General features: G+C 49.9%; 16 protein-coding genes and 6 tRNA genes. 8 read left to right on the forward strand and 14 right to left on the reverse strand.

Going from position 1 to position 18,508, the window contains the following annotated elements; genetic code table 11:
- The first annotated feature begins 173 nt into the window (after window positions 1-173).
- Window positions 174-1,058 carry a LysR family transcriptional regulator gene (locus QMN38_RS04430; RefSeq protein ID WP_271448563.1) on the forward strand — a complete coding sequence of 295 codons (885 nt, stop codon included), beginning with the start codon at window positions 174-176 and terminating at the stop codon, window positions 1,056-1,058.
- 215 nt (window positions 1,059-1,273) lie between these two features.
- On the opposite strand, the gene QMN38_RS04435 is transcribed toward QMN38_RS04430, so the two are convergent.
- The 4 genes from QMN38_RS04435 to QMN38_RS04450 all read right to left on the reverse strand — a co-directional run bounded on the left by QMN38_RS04435 (window position 1,274) and on the right by QMN38_RS04450 (window position 1,673).
- A tRNA-Lys gene (locus QMN38_RS04435) sits at window positions 1,274-1,349 on the reverse strand.
- A gap of 4 nt (window positions 1,350-1,353) precedes the next feature.
- A tRNA-Val gene (locus tag QMN38_RS04440) sits at window positions 1,354-1,429 on the reverse strand.
- A 46-nt stretch (window positions 1,430-1,475) separates the two neighbouring features.
- Window positions 1,476-1,551, reverse strand: a tRNA-Val gene (locus QMN38_RS04445).
- A gap of 46 nt (window positions 1,552-1,597) precedes the next feature.
- Window positions 1,598-1,673: transfer RNA gene (locus tag QMN38_RS04450), tRNA-Val, on the reverse strand.
- 258 nt (window positions 1,674-1,931) lie between these two features.
- Between QMN38_RS04450 and gltX the strand changes: the two genes are divergently transcribed.
- On the forward strand, window positions 1,932-3,347 hold the full coding sequence (gene gltX, locus QMN38_RS04455; RefSeq protein ID WP_271440202.1) for a glutamate--tRNA ligase: 1,416 nt from the start codon (window positions 1,932-1,934) through the stop codon (window positions 3,345-3,347).
- A 56-nt stretch (window positions 3,348-3,403) separates the two neighbouring features.
- Here gltX and QMN38_RS04460 read toward each other — a convergent pair whose 3' ends face one another.
- Together QMN38_RS04460 and QMN38_RS04465 are read right to left on the reverse strand one after the other, a co-directional pair.
- Entirely contained in the window at window positions 3,404-3,796 is a 393-nt protein-coding gene (locus tag QMN38_RS04460; RefSeq protein WP_271440203.1) for a MerR family transcriptional regulator, read from the reverse strand.
- 1 nt (window position 3,797) lies between these two features.
- On the reverse strand, window positions 3,798-4,160 hold the full coding sequence (locus QMN38_RS04465) for a YfeC-like transcriptional regulator (RefSeq protein ID WP_003028277.1): 363 nt from the start codon (window positions 4,158-4,160) through the stop codon (window positions 3,798-3,800).
- Between the two features lie 221 nt (window positions 4,161-4,381).
- Here QMN38_RS04465 and QMN38_RS04470 point away from each other — a divergent pair.
- Both QMN38_RS04470 and QMN38_RS04475 read left to right on the forward strand, forming a co-directional pair.
- A tRNA-Ala gene (locus QMN38_RS04470) sits at window positions 4,382-4,457 on the forward strand.
- A gap of 38 nt (window positions 4,458-4,495) precedes the next feature.
- Window positions 4,496-4,571: transfer RNA gene (locus tag QMN38_RS04475), tRNA-Ala, on the forward strand.
- Between the two features lie 145 nt (window positions 4,572-4,716).
- On the opposite strand, the gene nupC is transcribed toward QMN38_RS04475, so the two are convergent.
- Window positions 4,717-5,919: a nucleoside permease NupC gene (gene nupC, locus QMN38_RS04480; RefSeq protein ID WP_048210997.1), complete on the reverse strand. Its 1,203-nt coding sequence runs from the start codon at window positions 5,917-5,919 to the stop codon at window positions 4,717-4,719.
- A gap of 273 nt (window positions 5,920-6,192) precedes the next feature.
- Between nupC and QMN38_RS27190 the strand changes: the two genes are divergently transcribed.
- Together QMN38_RS27190 and QMN38_RS04485 are read left to right on the forward strand one after the other, a co-directional pair.
- Window positions 6,193-6,267 (forward strand): hypothetical protein, encoded by a 75-nt coding sequence (locus QMN38_RS27190; protein WP_418219455.1) that lies wholly within the window; start codon window positions 6,193-6,195, stop codon window positions 6,265-6,267.
- Window positions 6,264-7,502: an Nramp family divalent metal transporter gene (locus QMN38_RS04485; RefSeq protein WP_005130002.1), complete on the forward strand. Its 1,239-nt coding sequence runs from the start codon at window positions 6,264-6,266 to the stop codon at window positions 7,500-7,502. Before QMN38_RS27190 ends, QMN38_RS04485 begins: the two co-directional genes overlap by 4 nt.
- A 51-nt stretch (window positions 7,503-7,553) precedes the next feature.
- Here the strand turns inward: QMN38_RS04485 and QMN38_RS04490 are convergent, their stop codons facing one another.
- The 6 genes from QMN38_RS04490 to mgrA form a co-directional block, all read right to left on the reverse strand.
- Entirely contained in the window at window positions 7,554-8,546 is a 993-nt protein-coding gene (locus QMN38_RS04490) for an ABC transporter permease (protein ID WP_271440205.1), read from the reverse strand.
- A gap of 13 nt (window positions 8,547-8,559) precedes the next feature.
- The gene (locus QMN38_RS04495; RefSeq protein WP_323604615.1) at window positions 8,560-10,086 is read right to left on the reverse strand and encodes a sugar ABC transporter ATP-binding protein; all 1,527 of its coding nucleotides are present in this window, start codon (window positions 10,084-10,086) and stop codon (window positions 8,560-8,562) included.
- A 73-nt stretch (window positions 10,087-10,159) separates the two neighbouring features.
- Window positions 10,160-11,122, reverse strand: coding sequence for a sugar ABC transporter substrate-binding protein (locus QMN38_RS04500; protein WP_137384263.1), 963 nt, complete (start codon window positions 11,120-11,122; stop codon window positions 10,160-10,162).
- Window positions 11,123-11,167: 45 nt separating this feature from the next.
- Window positions 11,168-12,373 (reverse strand): PfkB family carbohydrate kinase, encoded by a 1,206-nt coding sequence (locus QMN38_RS04505; RefSeq protein ID WP_271448561.1) that lies wholly within the window; start codon window positions 12,371-12,373, stop codon window positions 11,168-11,170.
- 277 nt (window positions 12,374-12,650) lie between these two features.
- Window positions 12,651-12,977 carry a DUF2502 domain-containing protein YpeC gene (gene ypeC, locus QMN38_RS04510; RefSeq protein WP_005122377.1) on the reverse strand — a complete coding sequence of 109 codons (327 nt, stop codon included), beginning with the start codon at window positions 12,975-12,977 and terminating at the stop codon, window positions 12,651-12,653.
- Between the two features lie 137 nt (window positions 12,978-13,114).
- Window positions 13,115-14,104: an L-glyceraldehyde 3-phosphate reductase gene (gene mgrA / locus QMN38_RS04515; RefSeq protein WP_323604616.1), complete on the reverse strand. Its 990-nt coding sequence runs from the start codon at window positions 14,102-14,104 to the stop codon at window positions 13,115-13,117.
- 183 nt (window positions 14,105-14,287) lie between these two features.
- Here mgrA and QMN38_RS04520 point away from each other — a divergent pair, with 183 nt between their 5' ends.
- Window positions 14,288-15,940 carry an alpha-keto acid decarboxylase family protein gene (locus QMN38_RS04520; protein ID WP_271448559.1) on the forward strand — a complete coding sequence of 551 codons (1,653 nt, stop codon included), beginning with the start codon at window positions 14,288-14,290 and terminating at the stop codon, window positions 15,938-15,940.
- Here QMN38_RS04520 and QMN38_RS04525 read toward each other — a convergent pair whose 3' ends face one another.
- Window positions 15,941-17,176 carry an ion channel protein gene (locus QMN38_RS04525; protein ID WP_271440210.1) on the reverse strand — a complete coding sequence of 412 codons (1,236 nt, stop codon included), beginning with the start codon at window positions 17,174-17,176 and terminating at the stop codon, window positions 15,941-15,943. It abuts the gene before it with no gap.
- 204 nt (window positions 17,177-17,380) lie between these two features.
- Between QMN38_RS04525 and glk the strand changes: the two genes are divergently transcribed.
- A complete protein-coding gene (gene glk, locus QMN38_RS04530; RefSeq protein ID WP_115643122.1) occupies window positions 17,381-18,346 on the forward strand; it encodes a glucokinase in 966 nt (321 codons plus the stop codon).
- Window positions 18,347-18,508: the final 162 nt, after the last annotated feature.

Here is an 18,508-nt window from a genome sequence, read left to right on the forward strand (position 1 = left end):
TGACAATGGCACATTATTAATTTTACGCTATATATCTATTTTCATGCCTGTCTGTTCCCAACGTACGCTCTATTATCTGTATGCATATCGGATATCTGGTCGTTAAAACTCTTTTTTATCAGGTAATGTGGTAAATTCCAGACCTTATCCCTCATTCATGGAGTGCAACAGTTATGGAACGTGCCCATCGTATTGATCTGAAGTTATTGCGTTATTTCCTTGCTGTTGCAGAAGAACTGCATTTCGGTCGGGCTGCTGCCCGGTTGAATATGTCGCAACCCCCTTTGAGTATTCATATCAAAGAACTTGAACATCAACTTGGCACTTTGCTGTTCATCCGTCACTCCCGTAGTGTTGCGTTAACCCATGCAGGGACTATTTTGATGGAGGAGTCCCGCCGTTTGTTAGCCAGCGCCAATCAGGCATTGGCACGCGTAGAGCAGATTGGTCGTGGTGAAACAGGGCGAATTGAACTTGGTGTTATCGGTACGGCAATGTGGGGAAAAATGCGCCCGGTCATGCGGCGTTTTTTGAAGGAAAATCCCAACGTTGAAGTGCTATTTCGCGAGCATATGCCAGCAATGCAGATGACGATGCTGGAGCGGCGTGAGCTGGATGCAGGAGTATGGCGGATGGCGACTGAACCTTCGCCTGGATTCACCAGCTTGCGTTTGCATGAGTCCTCTTTTCTGGTAGCGATGCCAGAAGAGCACCCACTGGCCGCGCTTGCAGCGATACCATTGGAAGCGTTACGGAACGAATATTTTGTCACGATGCCTTCCGTTCATACTGACTGGACATTTTTGCAGCGTGTTTGCCTGAGCGTCGGCTTTACGCCAATGATTATTCGCGAGGTGAGGGAGCCGCAAACGGTACTGGCGATGATCAGTATGGGGATTGGGATTACCTTAATCGCAGACAGTTATGCGCAGATGAACTGGCCGGGAGTGGTGTTCCGCCCGTTAGAGGAACGTATTCCGGCGGATTTGTACATTGTGTACGACCAACAACAGGCAACGCCCGCGCTGGAGAAACTGGTAGTGGCATTGACGATGTGATGTCTGTGCCGGATGGCGACTAACGTCTTATCCAGCCTACGCGTGCGGTATTGTCTGTGCCGGATGACGACTAACGTCTTATCCAGCCTACGCGTGCGGTATTGTCTGTAGGCCTGATAAGCGCAGCGCATCAGGCAAGACCCGAACCTGCTGCAGGTTCGAATCGTTAAATTTTGCGCATAGCAAAAAGGCGCCTTTAGGGCGCCTTTTTACATTGGTGGGTCGTGCAGGATTCGAACCTGCGACCAATTGATTAAAAGTCAACTGCTCTACCAACTGAGCTAACGACCCGAAGTGGTGGGTGATGACGGGATCGAACCGCCGACCCCCTCCTTGTAAGGGAGGTGCTCTCCCAGCTGAGCTAATCACCCACTTCGGTACTTCATTTTATTGTAAGAAATCCAGCTGGCGAGAAAGTGGTGGGTGATGACGGGATCGAACCGCCGACCCCCTCCTTGTAAGGGAGGTGCTCTCCCAGCTGAGCTAATCACCCACTTCTCAATTTCTTACTTTACACGGCGGAGACTACTTAAAGTAGTTGGTGGGTGATGACGGGTTCGAACCGCCGACCCCCTCCTTGTAAGGGAGGTGCTCTCCCAGCTGAGCTAATCACCCCCGCTGTGTGGAGTCGCATTATAGGGAGAGTTGAAAATGAGTCAACGCATTTTCTAAAGAAATTGTTCGTTCGTCGTAAATTTAAGCAAAACGATCGCAAAACAATCCATGCCGCATGATTTGTATACGAAAATGGCAAAGCGTGATGTTCCAACCTGAACAACATTGAGGAATCAGACCACAGTGATAGAATACCAGCCTGATAATCTTCCCAGGATTTGCCGGTTGTCGGCATCTTTATAAACGTAAGGCCATTTCATGAAAATCAAAACTCGCTTCGCGCCAAGCCCGACAGGTTACCTGCACGTCGGCGGTGCGCGTACTGCTCTTTATTCCTGGCTTTTTGCACGTAACCATGGCGGTGAGTTTGTGCTGCGTATTGAAGACACCGATCTCGAACGCTCCACTCCGGAAGCTATTGAAGCCATTATGGATGGCATGAACTGGCTGAATCTGGAGTGGGATGAAGGCCCGTATTTCCAGACTAAACGTTTTGATCGTTACAATGCTGTCATTGATGAGATGCTGGAAGCAGGTACGGCATATAAATGCTATTGCTCCAAAGAACGTCTGGAACAGCTGCGTGAAGATCAGATGGCTAAAGGTGAAAAACCACGTTACGACGGTCGCTGCCGTCATAGCCATGAACACCACGCGGATGACGAACCTTGCGTCGTACGCTTTGCGAACCCGCAGGACGGGTCCGTTATTTTTGATGACCAGATCCGTGGGCCGATCGAATTCAGCAACCAGGAGCTGGACGACCTGATCATCCGCCGTACTGATGGTTCCCCGACCTATAACTTTTGCGTTGTGGTTGATGACTGGGATATGGAAATCACCCACGTCATTCGTGGCGAAGACCATATCAACAACACCCCACGTCAGATCAACATCCTGAAAGCGTTGAACGCACCGGTCCCGGTTTATGCTCACGTATCGATGATCAACGGCGACGACGGCAAAAAACTCTCTAAACGTCACGGTGCGGTCAGCGTTATGCAGTATCGCGACGACGGCTACCTGCCAGAAGCGTTGCTGAACTATCTGGTACGTCTGGGGTGGTCCAGCGGCGATCAGGAGATCTTCACCCGTGAAGAAATGATCAAACTGTTCTCTCTCGGTGCGGTGAGCAAGTCTGCAAGCGCGTTCAACACCGAAAAACTGCAGTGGCTGAACCACCACTACATTAATGCACTGGCGCCAGAATATGTGGCGACACATCTGCAGTGGCACATCGAGCAGGAAAATATCGATACGCGCGTTGGCCCGCAGTTGTCTGAGCTGGTAAAACTGCTGGGTGAACGCTGTAAGACGCTGAAAGAGATGGCGCAGAGCTGCCGCTACTTCTACGAAGACTTTGCTGAGTTCGATGCCGATGCAGCGAAGAAACACCTGCGTCCGGTTGCCCGTCAGCCGCTGGAAGTGGTTCGCGATAAACTGGCTGCTATCAGCGAATGGACTGCGGAAAACGTGCACCACGCGATTCAGGCAACCGCTGATGAGCTGGAAGTGGGTATGGGTAAAGTCGGGATGCCGCTGCGCGTAGCCGTAACCGGTGCGGGTCAGTCTCCTGCGTTAGACGTTACGGTGCATGCGATTGGTAAATCTCGCAGCATTGAACGTATTAACAAAGCGCTCGCGTTTATTGCTGAGCGTGAAAGTCAGCAGTAAGACAGGTTAAGAGATAAAAAAACGGCAGGCGCATAGCCTGCCGTTTTTTTTGGTATTTATTCAGACTCATCAATGCCCAGACGGGTCAGGAAAGTGCGAATACCTTCGCGCGAAATATACATCGCCAGCTTTTCCTGTTCCGTTGGCGACATGTTATCCAGTGCGCTGATTATCTGACGGCAGGCGTGACTGCGAACCACGTGTGTATACTCGGCAATAGGTTCTTCTGCCTGATAAAATTCCGGTACCTTGCGAAAAGCTGGAATGTTGAGAAGAAACTCTCGGACGCCGGCATCAATATGAATAAGCCTTGCGCGACCACCTTTAACACCGGGAAATTTTTCGGTTGTCCAGTTTTGCTCTCTGATCCAACGATTGACGGTTTGTTTGGCGACACCGAGACATTCAGCCAGCTCTTCGGTGGTCATTTTACTGCGTAATTTTTTCATATTATTTGTTGTCGCGAATCCCTAAGCGTTGTAACAAACCCGTAATGCCTTCACGCAGGATCAGCGACGTAAACATTTTCTGTTCTGATGGCGTCATTTCTTTGGCGAGTCTTATCAGTAGAGCTTCGATGGAGGTGTCACCTGATAAAGATAAATTATCTGATAAGCCTTCCGCTGAACGCTCAGCGCTGCGAATGTATTCACGAACTTGTTCGGTAACGTGAACCAGACGGGCTTTACCGCCCTGAACGCCTGGTTTGGGTGAGGTAGCCCAACCTTCCTTGCGCACCCATTTATTGATGGTCTGTCGGCTGTATCCGGTCAGATTAGCAAGTTCTTCTGGCGTCATCCGTTCCTTGAACATAACGATTCCCTGAATAGTCGTGGGGTTAATTAGTGGCTCATTTTATAGCACCATTTTAGTAGAAACCGTGACGCGTTTAACTACTGAATGCGAGTTGTTGCGCAATGTTCTTCATTTGCCTGCTTTTTCAGCGATTGAATTCTATGAGTTAATTTTGCCGTTGACACACGCGAAGGGAATTCATATGATGCCGCCCGTCAACTCGACAAGCTTTACGTGACGGGGCTATAGCTCAGCTGGGAGAGCGCTTGCATGGCATGCAAGAGGTCAGCGGTTCGATCCCGCTTAGCTCCACCAAATTTAATCCCAATGAATTTGGTACGTAAACGCATCGTGGGGCTATAGCTCAGCTGGGAGAGCGCTTGCATGGCATGCAAGAGGTCAGCGGTTCGATCCCGCTTAGCTCCACCAAAATTGAAACCCTCGCTGAAAAGCGGGGGTTTTTCGTTTCTGTATCCTGTCCGTTCTTACCCTATATCCCTTCGGTTTGCTGAATAGCAGGCATAAAAAAGCCGGGGAAAATCCCCGGCATTTTTACAACGATATTGTCTTACACTTACAGTACCAGTGCTGCAATGGAAGCAGACAGTACGCTGACCAGCGTAGAACCGTATACTAGTTTCAGACCAAAGCGGGAAACCACGTTACCTTGCTCTTCGTTCAGGCCTTTAATTGCACCTGCAATGATACCGATAGAAGAGAAGTTCGCGAAGGAAACCAGGAATACAGAGATAATGCCTTCAGCGCGCGGAGAGAGCGTAGAGGCGATTTTCTGCAGGTCCATCATTGCGACGAATTCGTTGGAAACCAGTTTGGTTGCCATGATACTGCCCACCTGCAGCGCTTCGCTGGACGGCACACCCATCACCCATGCAATCGGGTAGAAGATGTAACCCAGGATGCCCTGGAAGGAGATGCTGTAGCCAAACCAACCGGTAACGGTAGCGAACAGGGCGTTCAGGGCAGCGATCAGCGCGATGAAACCAATCAGCATTGCCGCAACGATAATCGCAACTTTGAAGCCTGCCAGAATGTATTCACCCAACATTTCGAAGAAGCTCTGACCTTCGTGCAGATTGGACATCTGAATATTTTCTTCGCTGGCATCAACGGTATAAGGGTTGATCAGTGACAGAACAATAAAGGTGCTGAACATGTTCAGAACCAGCGCAGCAACAACGTATTTTGGTTCCAGCATCGTCATGTACGCGCCGACGATAGACATGGAAACGGTAGACATCGCCGTTGCTGCCATGGTGTACATGCGGTTGCGAGACATTTTACCGAGGATATCTTTATAGGCGATAAAGTTCTCGGACTGACCCAGGATCAGGGAGCTAACGGCGTTGAAGGATTCCAGTTTGCCCATACCGTTCACTTTGGATAACAGGAAACCAATCGCGCGGATGATAACCGGCAGAACACGGATATGCTGCAAAATACCGATCAGGGCGGAAATGAAGACGATTGGGCAAAGCACTTTCAGGAAGAAGAATGCCAGGCCTTTATCATTCATACTGCCGAAGACAAAGTTAGTCCCTTCATTAGCGAATCCGAGCAGTTTTTCAAACATCTCGGAGAAGCCTCTTACAAAGCCCAGGCCGACATCAGAGTTCAGGAAGAACCATGCCAGTAACACTTCGATAACAAGCAATTGAATAACATAACGAATGCGGATTTTTTTACGGTCACTGCTTACCAGCAGTGCGAGTACCGCAACCACGGCAAGGGCCAGGACAAAGTGAAGAACGCGGTCCATATTTGCTCCAAATTTGAGGCAGATTTAGTTTTCGTGCACATTCTATGTAACAACAGTAAAGAAAACGAGATCAAACACACACTATAATAAGGACCTGTGACGAGATTCAAAATTAGTGATCGGTGATACACTTCCGTTATGTTTAGTATGGAAGTGAAAAGTTATGTCACTGTGCTAATCTCATAACAATAATCAAACATCTTACCGGCATTTCCAAATTTCTTACCGTTCCATAGACAAACGCTATCAGAGAAATCAACTTCACCCATTAAAATGAATTTGATAATCATTCTCAATAGGCGTAGCTTGAAACATAGCAAAGGCTATGTTTCTGAGGCACTAAAATGACTAACGATCGCGTTGAGAGTAGCAGTGGACGGGCAGCGCGCAAGTTGAAGCTCGCATTAATGGGACCTGCGTTCATCGCGGCTATCGGATATATCGATCCCGGTAACTTTGCTACGAATATCCAGGCAGGGGCCAGCTTTGGCTACAAACTGCTGTGGGTTGTGGTCTGGGCAAACCTGATGGCGATGCTGATTCAGGTGCTGTCGGCCAAGCTTGGCATTGCCACCGGCAAAAACCTGGCGGAACAGATCCGTGATCACTATCCTCGTCCTGTGGTTTGGTTTTACTGGGTACAGGCCGAAATCATTGCGATGGCGACCGATCTTGCAGAATTTATTGGCGCTGCGATTGGCTTTAAACTCATCCTTGGCGTTTCGCTGCTGCAGGGGGCTGTGCTCACGGGTATTGCGACATTTTTAATTCTGATGCTGCAGCGTCGCGGGCAGAAACCCCTGGAAAAAGTGATCGGCGGTTTGTTGTTATTCGTGGCCGCGGCATACATTGTCGAGCTGATCTTTTCCCAACCGAACCTTGCGCAGCTTAGCAAAGGAATGGTTATACCAAGCCTGCCCAATTCTGAAGCGGTGTTCCTGGCGGCCGGTGTGCTTGGCGCTACCATCATGCCGCACGTCATTTATCTGCACTCCTCCTTAACCCAGCATTTGCACGGTGGTACGCGCCAACAGCGTTACGCAGCGACGAAATGGGATGTGGCTATCGCCATGACGATTGCCGGATTTGTGAATCTGGCGATGATGGCGACCGCAGCAGCCGCGTTTCACTTTAGCGGGCATACCGGTATCGCAGACCTGGACCAGGCCTATCTGACGCTTGAACCGCTGCTGAGCCATGCTGCTGCTACCGTATTTGGTTTAAGCCTGGTGGCAGCAGGGCTTTCCTCTACCGTGGTTGGCACGCTGGCGGGGCAGGTGGTTATGCAAGGTTTTATCCGCTTTCATATCCCGCTCTGGGTGCGTCGTAGCGTCACCATGATGCCGTCATTTATTGTGATTCTAATGGGGCTTGATCCCACCCGGATTCTGGTGATGAGTCAGGTATTACTCAGCTTTGGTATCGCCCTGGCGCTGGTACCACTACTGATTTTTACCAGCAACAGCCAACTGATGGGGGATTTAGTTAATAGCCGTTGGGTGAAACAGGTCGGCTGGGTGATTGTGGTGCTGGTCGTGGCACTGAATATTTGGCTGCTCGTCGGAACCGCGCTCGGATTGTAACAGGGCTTTCATCTGCTGTGGTTACCCGGTCAAGCCGGGTAACCCTCATGATTATTTTTTATTTAAGTGGCTACGGTATGTATCAAGTACCACTGCAACGATTATCACGGCTCCTGTTATAAAACGTTTTGTCGGCTCGCTTGCGCCAATTTGCGCCAGTCCCGCTGCCAGAACGGAAATAATCAGCGCGCCAAGAAACGTACAAATAATAGAGCCACGTCCTCCCATCAGGCTCGTGCCACCAATCACAACGGCGGCAATCACCTGTAGTTCCATGCCAACGCCGCTATTGGGGTCGGCGGCTTCAAGACGGGCAACCTGAAACAGCGACGCCAGGCCGGATAATCCCCCCATCAAAGCAAAGACTGCGATCTTATAAGGACCCGGATTTATACCTGACAATCGAACGGCTTCTTCATTGGTGCCAATACCGATCAAATGGCGACCAAATACGGTTCGCGTCAGCACCAGATGCCCAGCGACAATGACAACGATCGCGATAATAAAAGAAGGGGAGACGCCAAAGAGAATGGGGTCGGCTAAATAATCATAAATAGAACCGATATACGCGGTCCGCGAGTCAGTTAACTGATACGCTGCTCCGCGGGCCATTTCCAGAACGCCCAGTGAGACGATAAACGCCGGAATACGCCAGGCAACGGTAATCAGGCCTGTTAGCGCCCCAACGAATGTGGCGAGTGCTACGCCGGAAAGCGCGGCCAGCCAGGGCGTCCAATGAAAATTTAAATAGGTGACGCTGACGACTGCAGCAGCAAGCGCCAGCAACGATCCAACGGAAAGGTCGATGCCGGCAATGATTAAGATAAATGTCATCCCCACCGACATGACGATTAAATCGGGGATCTGATTCGCAATAGTGCTGAAAGTGTTCATGCTCCAGAAATGAGAACTGAGGCATGAAAATAGGACGATCATTGCGGCTAACGCTCCGAGCAACCCGATATAGCTACTTAGACCTTTCCATGACGTCGGTGTATTTCGTTTCTCTGCTGCCGCTTGTTTTGTCGCAAAATTGTTTTTCATTTTTTATCCCCGGCTACTCGCTGACAGTCTCTTCTGAATGCTGATAGGCCGAAAATGCAGCCGCTAAAATGCGATCCTGGCTCCAGTTATCGCGTGTAAATGTGTTCACTAACTTGCCATCGGAAATGACCGCAATACGATCGCAAACCAGCATCAGTTCGCGCAGGTCACTGGAAACGACAACAACGCCTTTTCCCTTCGCCGTTAACGTATTCAGCAATTGATAAATATCTTGCTTGGCACCTACATCAATACCGCGAGTCGGCTCATCAAATAAGACGACTTCACAGTCTCGTTCCAGCCAGCGGCTAATGAGAACTTTCTGCTGATTACCACCTGACAGGCTTTCCACGGCCTGTGAGGTGTTCGTTGTACGAACGCCTAAATTTTTGATGTGCTTATTCGCTAATGTGGTTTCACTCAATGTGTTAACGACCGACAGATGGCTAATTTTGCCGCTGTTACCCAACGAGATATTTGCGGCAACCGACTGTGGTAGCAGAAGCCCTTCACCTTTACGATCCTCAGTGACTAAGGCGATACCGTGTCGGATAGCTTGTGCAGGCGAACGGATCACCACCGGTTTTAGTGGAGTGCCAATCAGTAATGTGCCACTGTCTATTTTGTCCGCGCCAAAAATAGCGCGTAGCAGCTCTGTCCTGCCAGAGCCGACCAGGCCACTAATGCCGAGCACTTCGCCACTATGCAAGGTAAACGACGTGTCGCGAATGATTTTCCCACGCTTAAAATTTTCCACTTTCAGGATGGGCTGACCTGCCTGGCGTCCACTTAAATCAAATGAACTTTCTAAATCGCGGCCGACCATCAACGAAACAAGTTGATCGCGGGTATAACGTTTAATATCGTCCACGCAAACCAAATGACCATCACGTAGCACCGCGATGTCATCGGCTATCATCGCAAGCTCATCCAGTCGGTGAGAAATATAAATTATTGAAACGCCTCGGGCTTTGAAGAGCGCTATTTGTTTAAACAGCAGTTCGACCTCACGACTACTAAGCATGGCCGTCGGTTCATCCAGAATAAGTATCCGGCTTTCACCAATCAGGTTTCTGGCGATTTCGATCATCTGTTGGTGACCAATACCCAATTCGCCCACCAGCGTATTTGGATCGACTGATTGCAGCCCAACCATTGCCATTACCGGACGGGCCATTTCTGCTAGCTTTTTTCGATCGATCCAGCCGAATCGATGCGGAAGTTGTTCGAGAAATAAATTTTCTGCAACCGACAACGTAGGCAGTAAATTGAGTTCTTGCATAACCATGCGAACACCCAGCTTTTCTGCATCTTTTCGGCTCGCAGGTGCGTAAGGCTGCCCCTGATAAACCATTTTCCCGGTCGTTGCGTTGGTTAACCCGCCAATAATTTTTGATAACGTACTTTTCCCGGCACCGTTTTCTCCCGTCAGGGCCAGTACTTTTCCTGGATATAATGCTAGCGTCACATCCACCAGAACAGGTTCACTGTAGGTTTTACCTACCCCCTGTATTGTGAGGATTTCTTGCCCACTTTTCATATTCTGGCCTTATCCGGTAAGCCGCTCTGATACTCAATTGATGGCAGTACCACAGCGGCGCACTGTAATCCGCTTATTGTTTGACGATCAGTTTTATTGGTGTTTCTACGTTGCTGGAGAGCTCACTCTGTTTTTTGCCATTTTTTAAGGCATCAAGGGCGGCATCAATACCAAATACAGCTTGTTGAGAGGCAAATTGGTCCGCGGTTGCTAAAACACGACCGTCATTTAACATAGGCTTAATCGCTTCGATATTGTCATAGCCGACAACCAGAACCTGTCCTTTTTTCCCGGCAGAACGGATGGCGGAAACGGCACCTAATGCCATATTATCGTTATCGGCTAACAGTGCTTTGATATCAGGATACTCACTTAACATTGCCGCAGCGACCGCATTGGCGTTGTTAATTTCCCACTGGCCAGATTGAACAGAGACGACTTTCATACCGCCCTGCGCCATTGCATTTTGGAAGCCCAGAGTACGTTGCTGAGAGTTGCTGGAGGTAGGGATGCCCTCAATAATACCAACCTGATCGCCGGCCTTAAGATGCTTCGCTAAATAATCGCCAATTTCTTTTGCACCTTTTTGGTTATCCGGGCCAACAAAAGGAATATTCAGGTTTTTATCTTTAAGTACACCGTCATCAAATTTGTTATCAATGTTGATGACAATAATACCGGCATCAATTGCCTTCTTAATGACTGGTACAAGGGCTTTCGAATCTGATGGTGCAATGATAATCGCATCGGCTTTTGAGACAATCATTTGTTCAACGATCTGGATTTGATTTGCCGTATCTGTTTCGTTTTTGATGCCGTTAGAAATCAAATCAAACTTGTCGGCATTTTTTTTCTGATACTCTTTTGCTCCGGTTTCCATGGTCAGGAAAAACTCATTTGCCAGTGATTTCATCACCAGCGCGACTTTAGGTTTATGCGTCTGAGTATCGGCGGCAAAAGCAGGGGCGGTGAACGTGGCGGAAAGCGCTAAACCGACTGTGGCACCGATAACACGATAAAACATTTTATTTTTCATGAAATTATCCTATAGGTGTAGGGGGCTGAATGATGCTCTAAACAGCTACTGCATACGATGATAAACGAGTGAATTGTTGGGCATATTTGATGCACCTTTACGTTCAACTTTCAACGAGGCAAACGCAGAAGCATACTGCGCTGCATTGATGAGTCCTTTACCGTTTGCAATGCATGCAGCCAGTGCCCCGGTAAAGGCATCGCCTGCTCCACTGGTATCGACCACGGCTGATTTATAGGCAGGAATATGCGTGAAAACTGTGCCATCAAAGATCAGACAACCGTCGCTACCTAACGTGATAATGACGCATTTTGCGCCTTGCACATAAATGCTCCTGGCGGCATTTTTGGCCGAATAGATATCAACAATGTTGATACCAGATAACGCTTCAGCTTCAATTTTGTTCGGTGTAATAATGTCAATTAAATGCAATATTTCTTTGATCTCTGAAACATAAGGCGCCGGGTTCAGGACAACCAGCGATTTTCCGAGTTTTGCCTGCATGATAGCGAAACGCGTGATTGGAAAATTATTCTCCAACTGAGTTAAAAAAACTTTGCAATTACGGATGGTATCAATATCCAATAGAATATCTTCCTGGGTAAATGTTTCATTGGCCCCAAGATCGATACTGATCATATTGTCACCCGTGGCACCTGAAACCCATACCATTGCAATGCCCGTGGATGACATTTCATTTTCAAAAAAAGAAAAAGAAGAAATTTCAGTATTGGTTAAATATCTTTTGGCTTTTTTGGAAAACTCATCAGCTCCTAACTTAACGGTAAGATGAACATTGTTATTGATTTTAGCCGCGGCAACCGCCTGGTTTGTGCCTTTTCCTCCGGCATAAAAACGGGTTGCAGAGGCTCGGATGGTCTGGCCAATCTGAGGAAATGTCGTCGTTTCAGAAACAATATCGATATTAAATGAACCAAGTATGTAAATGCTATCATCTATATAGCTATTTTTTTTGGCATGAGCAGAAACCGATACAATTTCTTTGTGGCTTTTGAACCCATTCAATATGGTGTTGGTGAAAGACTGTTCAAATAATGATTCATCAGATGCGCTTTTTAATTGTGCACCACCATGAAATAACGAGAAAAGGCTATTCTGACTTAATTCATTTAAGTCATTACGGATCGTGCGAGTTGTGACAGATAATTCCTTTGCTAATTCGCTAACATAAACCTTTTTATCGGTTACTAACTTAACCCGAATGGCCTTTTGTCTTTCTTGTTTTTTCATTAGCGCTCACCCCAGGTTTTATAATATTAAATTAATGTTAATATTTATCGCGCAAAGTTCAAAAAAAACACGATAAATCGGAATTTTTTTTTCCGATTTTGCGAATTTGTGAAATGAACAGGAAATTTACGGGAAAACAGGGGAGAGCGGATGTGACTGCTCGTCATCTGGCGATTGGCAAAGCGTGATGCAAAAAGGGCCTGGGTATAGACACAGGCCCTGGCTAACTCGATGATTTGTGTGAACAGTACTCCCCGCATGATGGGGATTTGTTACATTAATGGCGGTGCCCGTGGCCACGTCCACGCCCGCGATGGTCATCGCGATCGTTCCAGCCTTCACGATAGCCACGCTCATAAGCTTTGCGCTTATCCCAGCCGCGATGATAGCCGTTGTCATGACGCCACCAACGATTTTTGCGCCATTCATAATTATGGTGCCAGTAATCCCGGTCACGCCAGCGCCCACCGTCCCAGTAGTTGCCGTAGTTATCGCGATCGCCAATTTGTAATTTAATCGACGGCAGCAGGGTAATTTCGCCAGCGTTTGCGGCCAGCGGTGCAAAAGCCAATAAGACTGCCGCCAGAATCAGTGACCTGAACATTCTTTCTCTCCTTCACGATCGAGCCGTAGCCGGCCTGTTAACGCAATATTACGGGGCAGTAAAGCCCCGTTTCATCGCCTTAACTCTTAAATCGTCAGAGAGCGCACTTTTTGTTAATAAATGTGTCTTTATTTCCATCATGCCAGGATGGCGTCGATCTCCGCACACTCTTCGGCAGAGAAATGACGGTTTGCCAGCATGCCAACGGCATCTTCAATTTGCGCAGGTTTGCTGGCGCCAATCAGTACTGACGTCACTTTATCATCGCGAAGAACCCAGGCTAACGCCATCTGGGACAGTTTTTGTCCCCGGCGCCCGGCCAGCGCATTAAGGGCACGGACTTTTTCCAGTTTTTGTGGGGTGATCTGGTCTGGGTTGAGAAAACGACTGGCGCTCGCTGCCCGGGAATCCGCCGGAATACCGTTCAGATAGCGGTCAGTTAATTGCCCGCCAGCCAGCGGGGAAAAGGCGATGCTGCCAACGCCTTTTTCCTGCAAGAGTGACAGCAGTCCCCCCTCAACCCCGCGCTCAAACATGGAATATTTCGGCTGGTGGATGAGACACGGTGTCCCTAAATCATCGAGTATTTCGATCGCCTGCCTGGCGAGATCCGCAGGATAATTAGAGAGTCCTACGTACAACGCTTTCCCCTGACGCACAATATGATCCAGCGCGTTCATGGTTTCTCTGAGCGGTGTTTGGGGATCGGGGCGGTGATGATAGAAGATATCAACATACTCCAGCCCCATACGTTTCAGACTTTGATCGAGGCTGGCAATCAGGTACTTGCGCGATCCCCAGTCACCGTAGGGACCTTCCCACATGGTATAGCCCGCTTTGGTCGAGATTATCAGTTCATCCCGGTACGATAAAAAATCTTCCTGCAGGATGCGACCGAAGTTTCGTTCAGCCGAACCCGGCGGCGGGCCGTAGTTATTCGCCAGATCAAAATGGCTGATCCCCAGATCGAAGGCGTGCTGTAATAAGTCCCGGCTGTTTTCGACCTGAGTGGTGTCACCAAAATTGTGCCACAGACCCAGGGAGACAATCGGCAGTTTAAGCCCGCTCTGACCGCAGCGGCGGTATTCCATTGTGTGATAGCGATTTTCGTTAGCCTGATAAGCCATGTCGCCTCCTTCCAGAATATATGTGCCCTTCAGTGTATACGGTTACACAATCGATTCTTCAAGGACATTTTGATCGTCAAAACTGTACACCCTGCTTTCCACCTCCTTCGCAGTGACATTCCTGGACAGTCATCACAGTTCTTCGATACTCAACATGAGGTTACCGTCAGAAGGATAGCTGTCATGCAAACCCCGTATTCCGTTGCTGATTATCTGCTGGACAGGCTGGCAGGCTGTGGCATTGACCATCTGTTTGGTGTGCCGGGCGATTACAATTTGCAGTTTCTTGACCACGTTATTGACCACTCAAGCGTGCGTTGGGTCGGGTGTGCGAATGAATTGAATGCGGCGTATGCCGCGGATGGCTATGCCAGGGTAGTTGGAGCGGGAGCGCTGCTTACCACTTTTGGTGTGGGCGAGTTAAGCGCAATTAATGGCATTGCAGGAAGTTACGCGGAATACGTTCCTGTCCTGCATATTGTCGGGGCACCATGTCGCAGCGCTCAGCGTCGTGGCGAGTTAATGCATCACACCCTCGGCGACGGTGACTTTCAGCATTTCTACCGTATGCAACAGTCAGTGACGATAGCCAGTGCAGTGCTGGATGAACAAAATGCCTGCTATGAAATTGACCGCGTGTTGCAGGCGATGTTAACGGAAAGACGACCGGGTTACCTGATGCTACCTGCTGATGTTGCGAAACAACCCGCCACACCACCGAGTGACATACTTATTGTTCCCTTGAGCGAGCCGGAAAGTAGTGTAGCTGCTGCGTTTCGCTATCATGCGCGTGAGCAGTTACTGGACAGTTCGCGCGTGTCGCTATTAGCCGATTTTCTCGCGCTACGCTTTGGCTTGCAGCCCGTTTTACAACGCTGGATGACGGAAACGCCGATGGCTCATGCCACGCTGTTGATGGGCAAAGGATTGTTTGACGAGCGACATCCGGCGTTTGTGGGCACATACAGTGCGGGGGCCAGCAGTGATTATGTGCGCCAGGCGATAGAAGATGCCGATACGATTATTTGCGTCGGCACCCGGTTTGTTGACACCCTGACCGCCGGGTTTACGCAAAACTTACCTCTCGAGCGAACGATTGAGGTTCAACCCCATGCGTCGCGGGTTGGGGGAAGCTGGTTTAACATCCCGATGGAACAGGCGGTTACTACGCTACGGGAACTGTGCCTGGAAATGTCGTTTTCGCTTCCGCCTGAACGTCCTTGTGCCGGGCGTCTGCAAGTTGAGAAAGGCCCTCTGACGCAGGGAAATTTCTGGCATACGGTGCAACAGTATCTGGCCCCCGACGATATTATCCTTGTCGATCAGGGGACCGCAGCATTTGGCGCAGCTGCGCTGTCACTTCCTGCCGGGGTGGAAGTACTGGTCCAGCCGTTGTGGGGGTCAATCGGTTACGCTTTGCCTGCTGCATTCGGGGCGCAAACAGCCTTCCCGCACCGTAGGGTGATCCTGATTATTGGCGATGGCGCGGCACAGCTCACCATTCAGGAGTTGGGAACCATGCTTAGGGACGGGCAAACACCTGTTATTTTGCTGCTCAATAATGACGGTTATACCGTGGAACGAGCCATTCATGGTGCGAACCAACGATACAATGATATAGCCGGATGGAGCTGGACGCTGGTGCCGCAGGCGCTAAGTCGTGAATGTCAGGCGGAATGCTGGCGCGTGAAGCAGGCTGTCCAACTGGAAGAGGTTCTGGCTCGTCTGGCAAAACCGCAACGCCTCTCGTTGATAGAAGTGGTGTTGCCGAAAGCTGACCTTCCTGAACTCTTGCGCACGGTGACCCGTGCGCTGGAATCCCGCAACGGGGGGTAGTTACTTATCGGGACGGTCAGCAATCATCATTGGTTTTCCGGCTAATAGCAGCCAGGCCGGAAGCATGACGATGCACAACAGCGGTAGTAGGGTGGTGTCCGGCACCACCACTGCTGCCATAAACAGGCTCAGCCATGCATCACGAGTGACGACCAGTACCAATCCCAGAATGGCGCAGGAGACCGTAATCGCGGCAGGAACGGCTTCGACATGGGCGTGCAGCATCAGCCCCAGCGCGACGCCAACGAATACCGCAGGGAAAATCCGCCCACCGCGAAAACCACTCGCTGCAGCCACGACCAGCGCCGCCAGCTTTATCACCGCCAGCATGAAATAGTCCGAGGCTCCCAGCGTCTGGCTAAATGCCATTTGCTGCATCTCATCCAGGCCCTTAAACAGAGTCAGTGGTCCTCCGATAACACCCAAAATACCGAGGATAAAGCCTCCCGCGCCGAGGATCAGCACCGGGTGTTTCAGGCGATGTATCAGATGGTGCAAACGAGGCAGACACCACACGGCCACCATCCCCGCCGCGATAGCAATGGCCGCAACGACCGCGCCACTGAAGATATCGACCAGATGCATCTGCGTATAGTGCGCGATAGGCAGCGAAAAGTGGGGATGAAAGAACAGGCTGGTGGTAAGTGATCCTGCCGCGGCGGCCATTAACGGTGCGAACAGACGGTCCCATAAGGGGACATCGTTGGAGCTGTTCAGCGTTTGCGAAAAGACCAGTGCAGCGGCAACCGGGGTACCAAATAGCGCCCCGATGGTGCCAGCAGAGGCGAGGATGGTCCAGTCCAGCTTCGCAATTCGCGGAAACATGCGGCTACCCATCGCCACTGCCAGCGCAATGTTAACGGTCATGATGGGGTGCTCTGGACCCAAACTGACACCCCCTGCGAGGCCAATAATCAGGGCGGCCAGCAATCCTGGCAACGCAGACGTCGAGACGGGCATACCGATTAAGGGTTCGCAGGCTGGGTCAGGGCCCGCATGACCATGACTGTAGCGGATGATGAGCCCGACCATGACCCCGGTAAGAGTGAGCATAGCAATAATCCAGAATGGAGAATCTTGGGCAATACCGATGCTTATGGGCAGACGTTCCCACAAAAATTGCTGTAAAACGGAAGCCACTTTCATCACAGCAATCAGCACCAGACTGGACGCTACCCCAATCAGTAACGCAGGCGTTGATAGCAAGAGCATCGTTCTGGCTCGCGGATGGAGCATTTTCTATTCCTTAATGCAGAGTCATAGACGTAGTTTGCACAGACTGCCCAACGGCATCGCTGCAAATGGTGCTGAAACGATAAAGTAATTCTGTGACCTGGATCGATATTCCACGGGCATCAGTCTTCAGGGCGTTGTTGTTATGCCCCCATGAATTTACAGTGTGACAAAGATTTATTCTGACTTTAGCGGAGCCGTGGAAGAATGACAAAATATGCTTTAGTGGGTGATGTTGGCGGCACCAACGCGCGTCTTGCTCTGTGCGATATTGCCAGTGGCGAGATTTCGCAGGCGAAAACCTATTCCGGGCTGGATTACCCGAGCCTTGAAGCCGTTGTGCGCGTGTACCTGGATGAGCATAGCGTTAGCGTCAAAGATGGCTGTATCGCTATTGCCTGCCCAATAACCGGTGACTGGGTGGCTATGACCAACCATACCTGGGCATTTTCTATTGCTGAGATGAAAAAGAATCTGGGCTTTAGCCATCTGGAAATCATCAATGATTTCACTGCCGTATCAATGGCAATCCCAATGCTGAAAAAAGAGCATTTGATCCAGTTTGGCGGCGCTGAGCCTGTCGAGGGCAAACCTATTGCGGTCTATGGTGCAGGCACCGGTCTCGGCGTAGCGCATCTGGTACATGTGGATAAACGCTGGGTGAGCCTGCCAGGCGAGGGAGGGCATGTAGATTTTGCGCCGAACAGCGAGGAAGAAGCGATTATCCTGGAGGTGTTGAGGGCTGAGATTGGTCACGTTTCGGCAGAGCGCGTGCTGTCCGGTCCTGGGCTGGTAAATCTGTATCGCGCGATTGTCAAATCCGACGGACGTCTGCCGGAAAATCTGCAACCGAAAGATATTACGGAACGCGCACTGGCCGATTCCTGTATTGACTGTCGTCGTGCCCTGTCGCTGTTTTGCGTCATTATGGGCCGGTTTGGCGGCGATCTGGCATTAACGTTAGGGACGTTTGGCGGGGTGTACATTGCCGGTGGCATCGTGCCGCGCTTCCTGGAATTCTTTAAAGCATCGGGTTTTCGCGGTGGTTTTGAGGATAAAGGGCGTTTTAAAGCCTATGTGCAGGATATCCCGGTATATCTGATTGTGCATGATAATCCAGGTCTGCTTGGTTCCGGCGCGCATTTACGCCAGACGCTGGGGCATATTCTGTAAGACTCGTGCCGGATAGCGCTTTGCGCTTATCCGGCCAACAACGAAAATAATTCCGTTGACGGTTAAAACTGAAACACCCTGAGGATGTGGGCGATTTTTTGTATTATCAATTATTACAAATGTCATTATGTTGACATTAAATATCCTGGCACAACCGCAAAA

It is taken from the genome of Citrobacter sp. R-1.5.2, assembly GCF_035064245.1.
Classification (GTDB): domain Bacteria; phylum Pseudomonadota; class Gammaproteobacteria; order Enterobacterales; family Enterobacteriaceae; genus Citrobacter.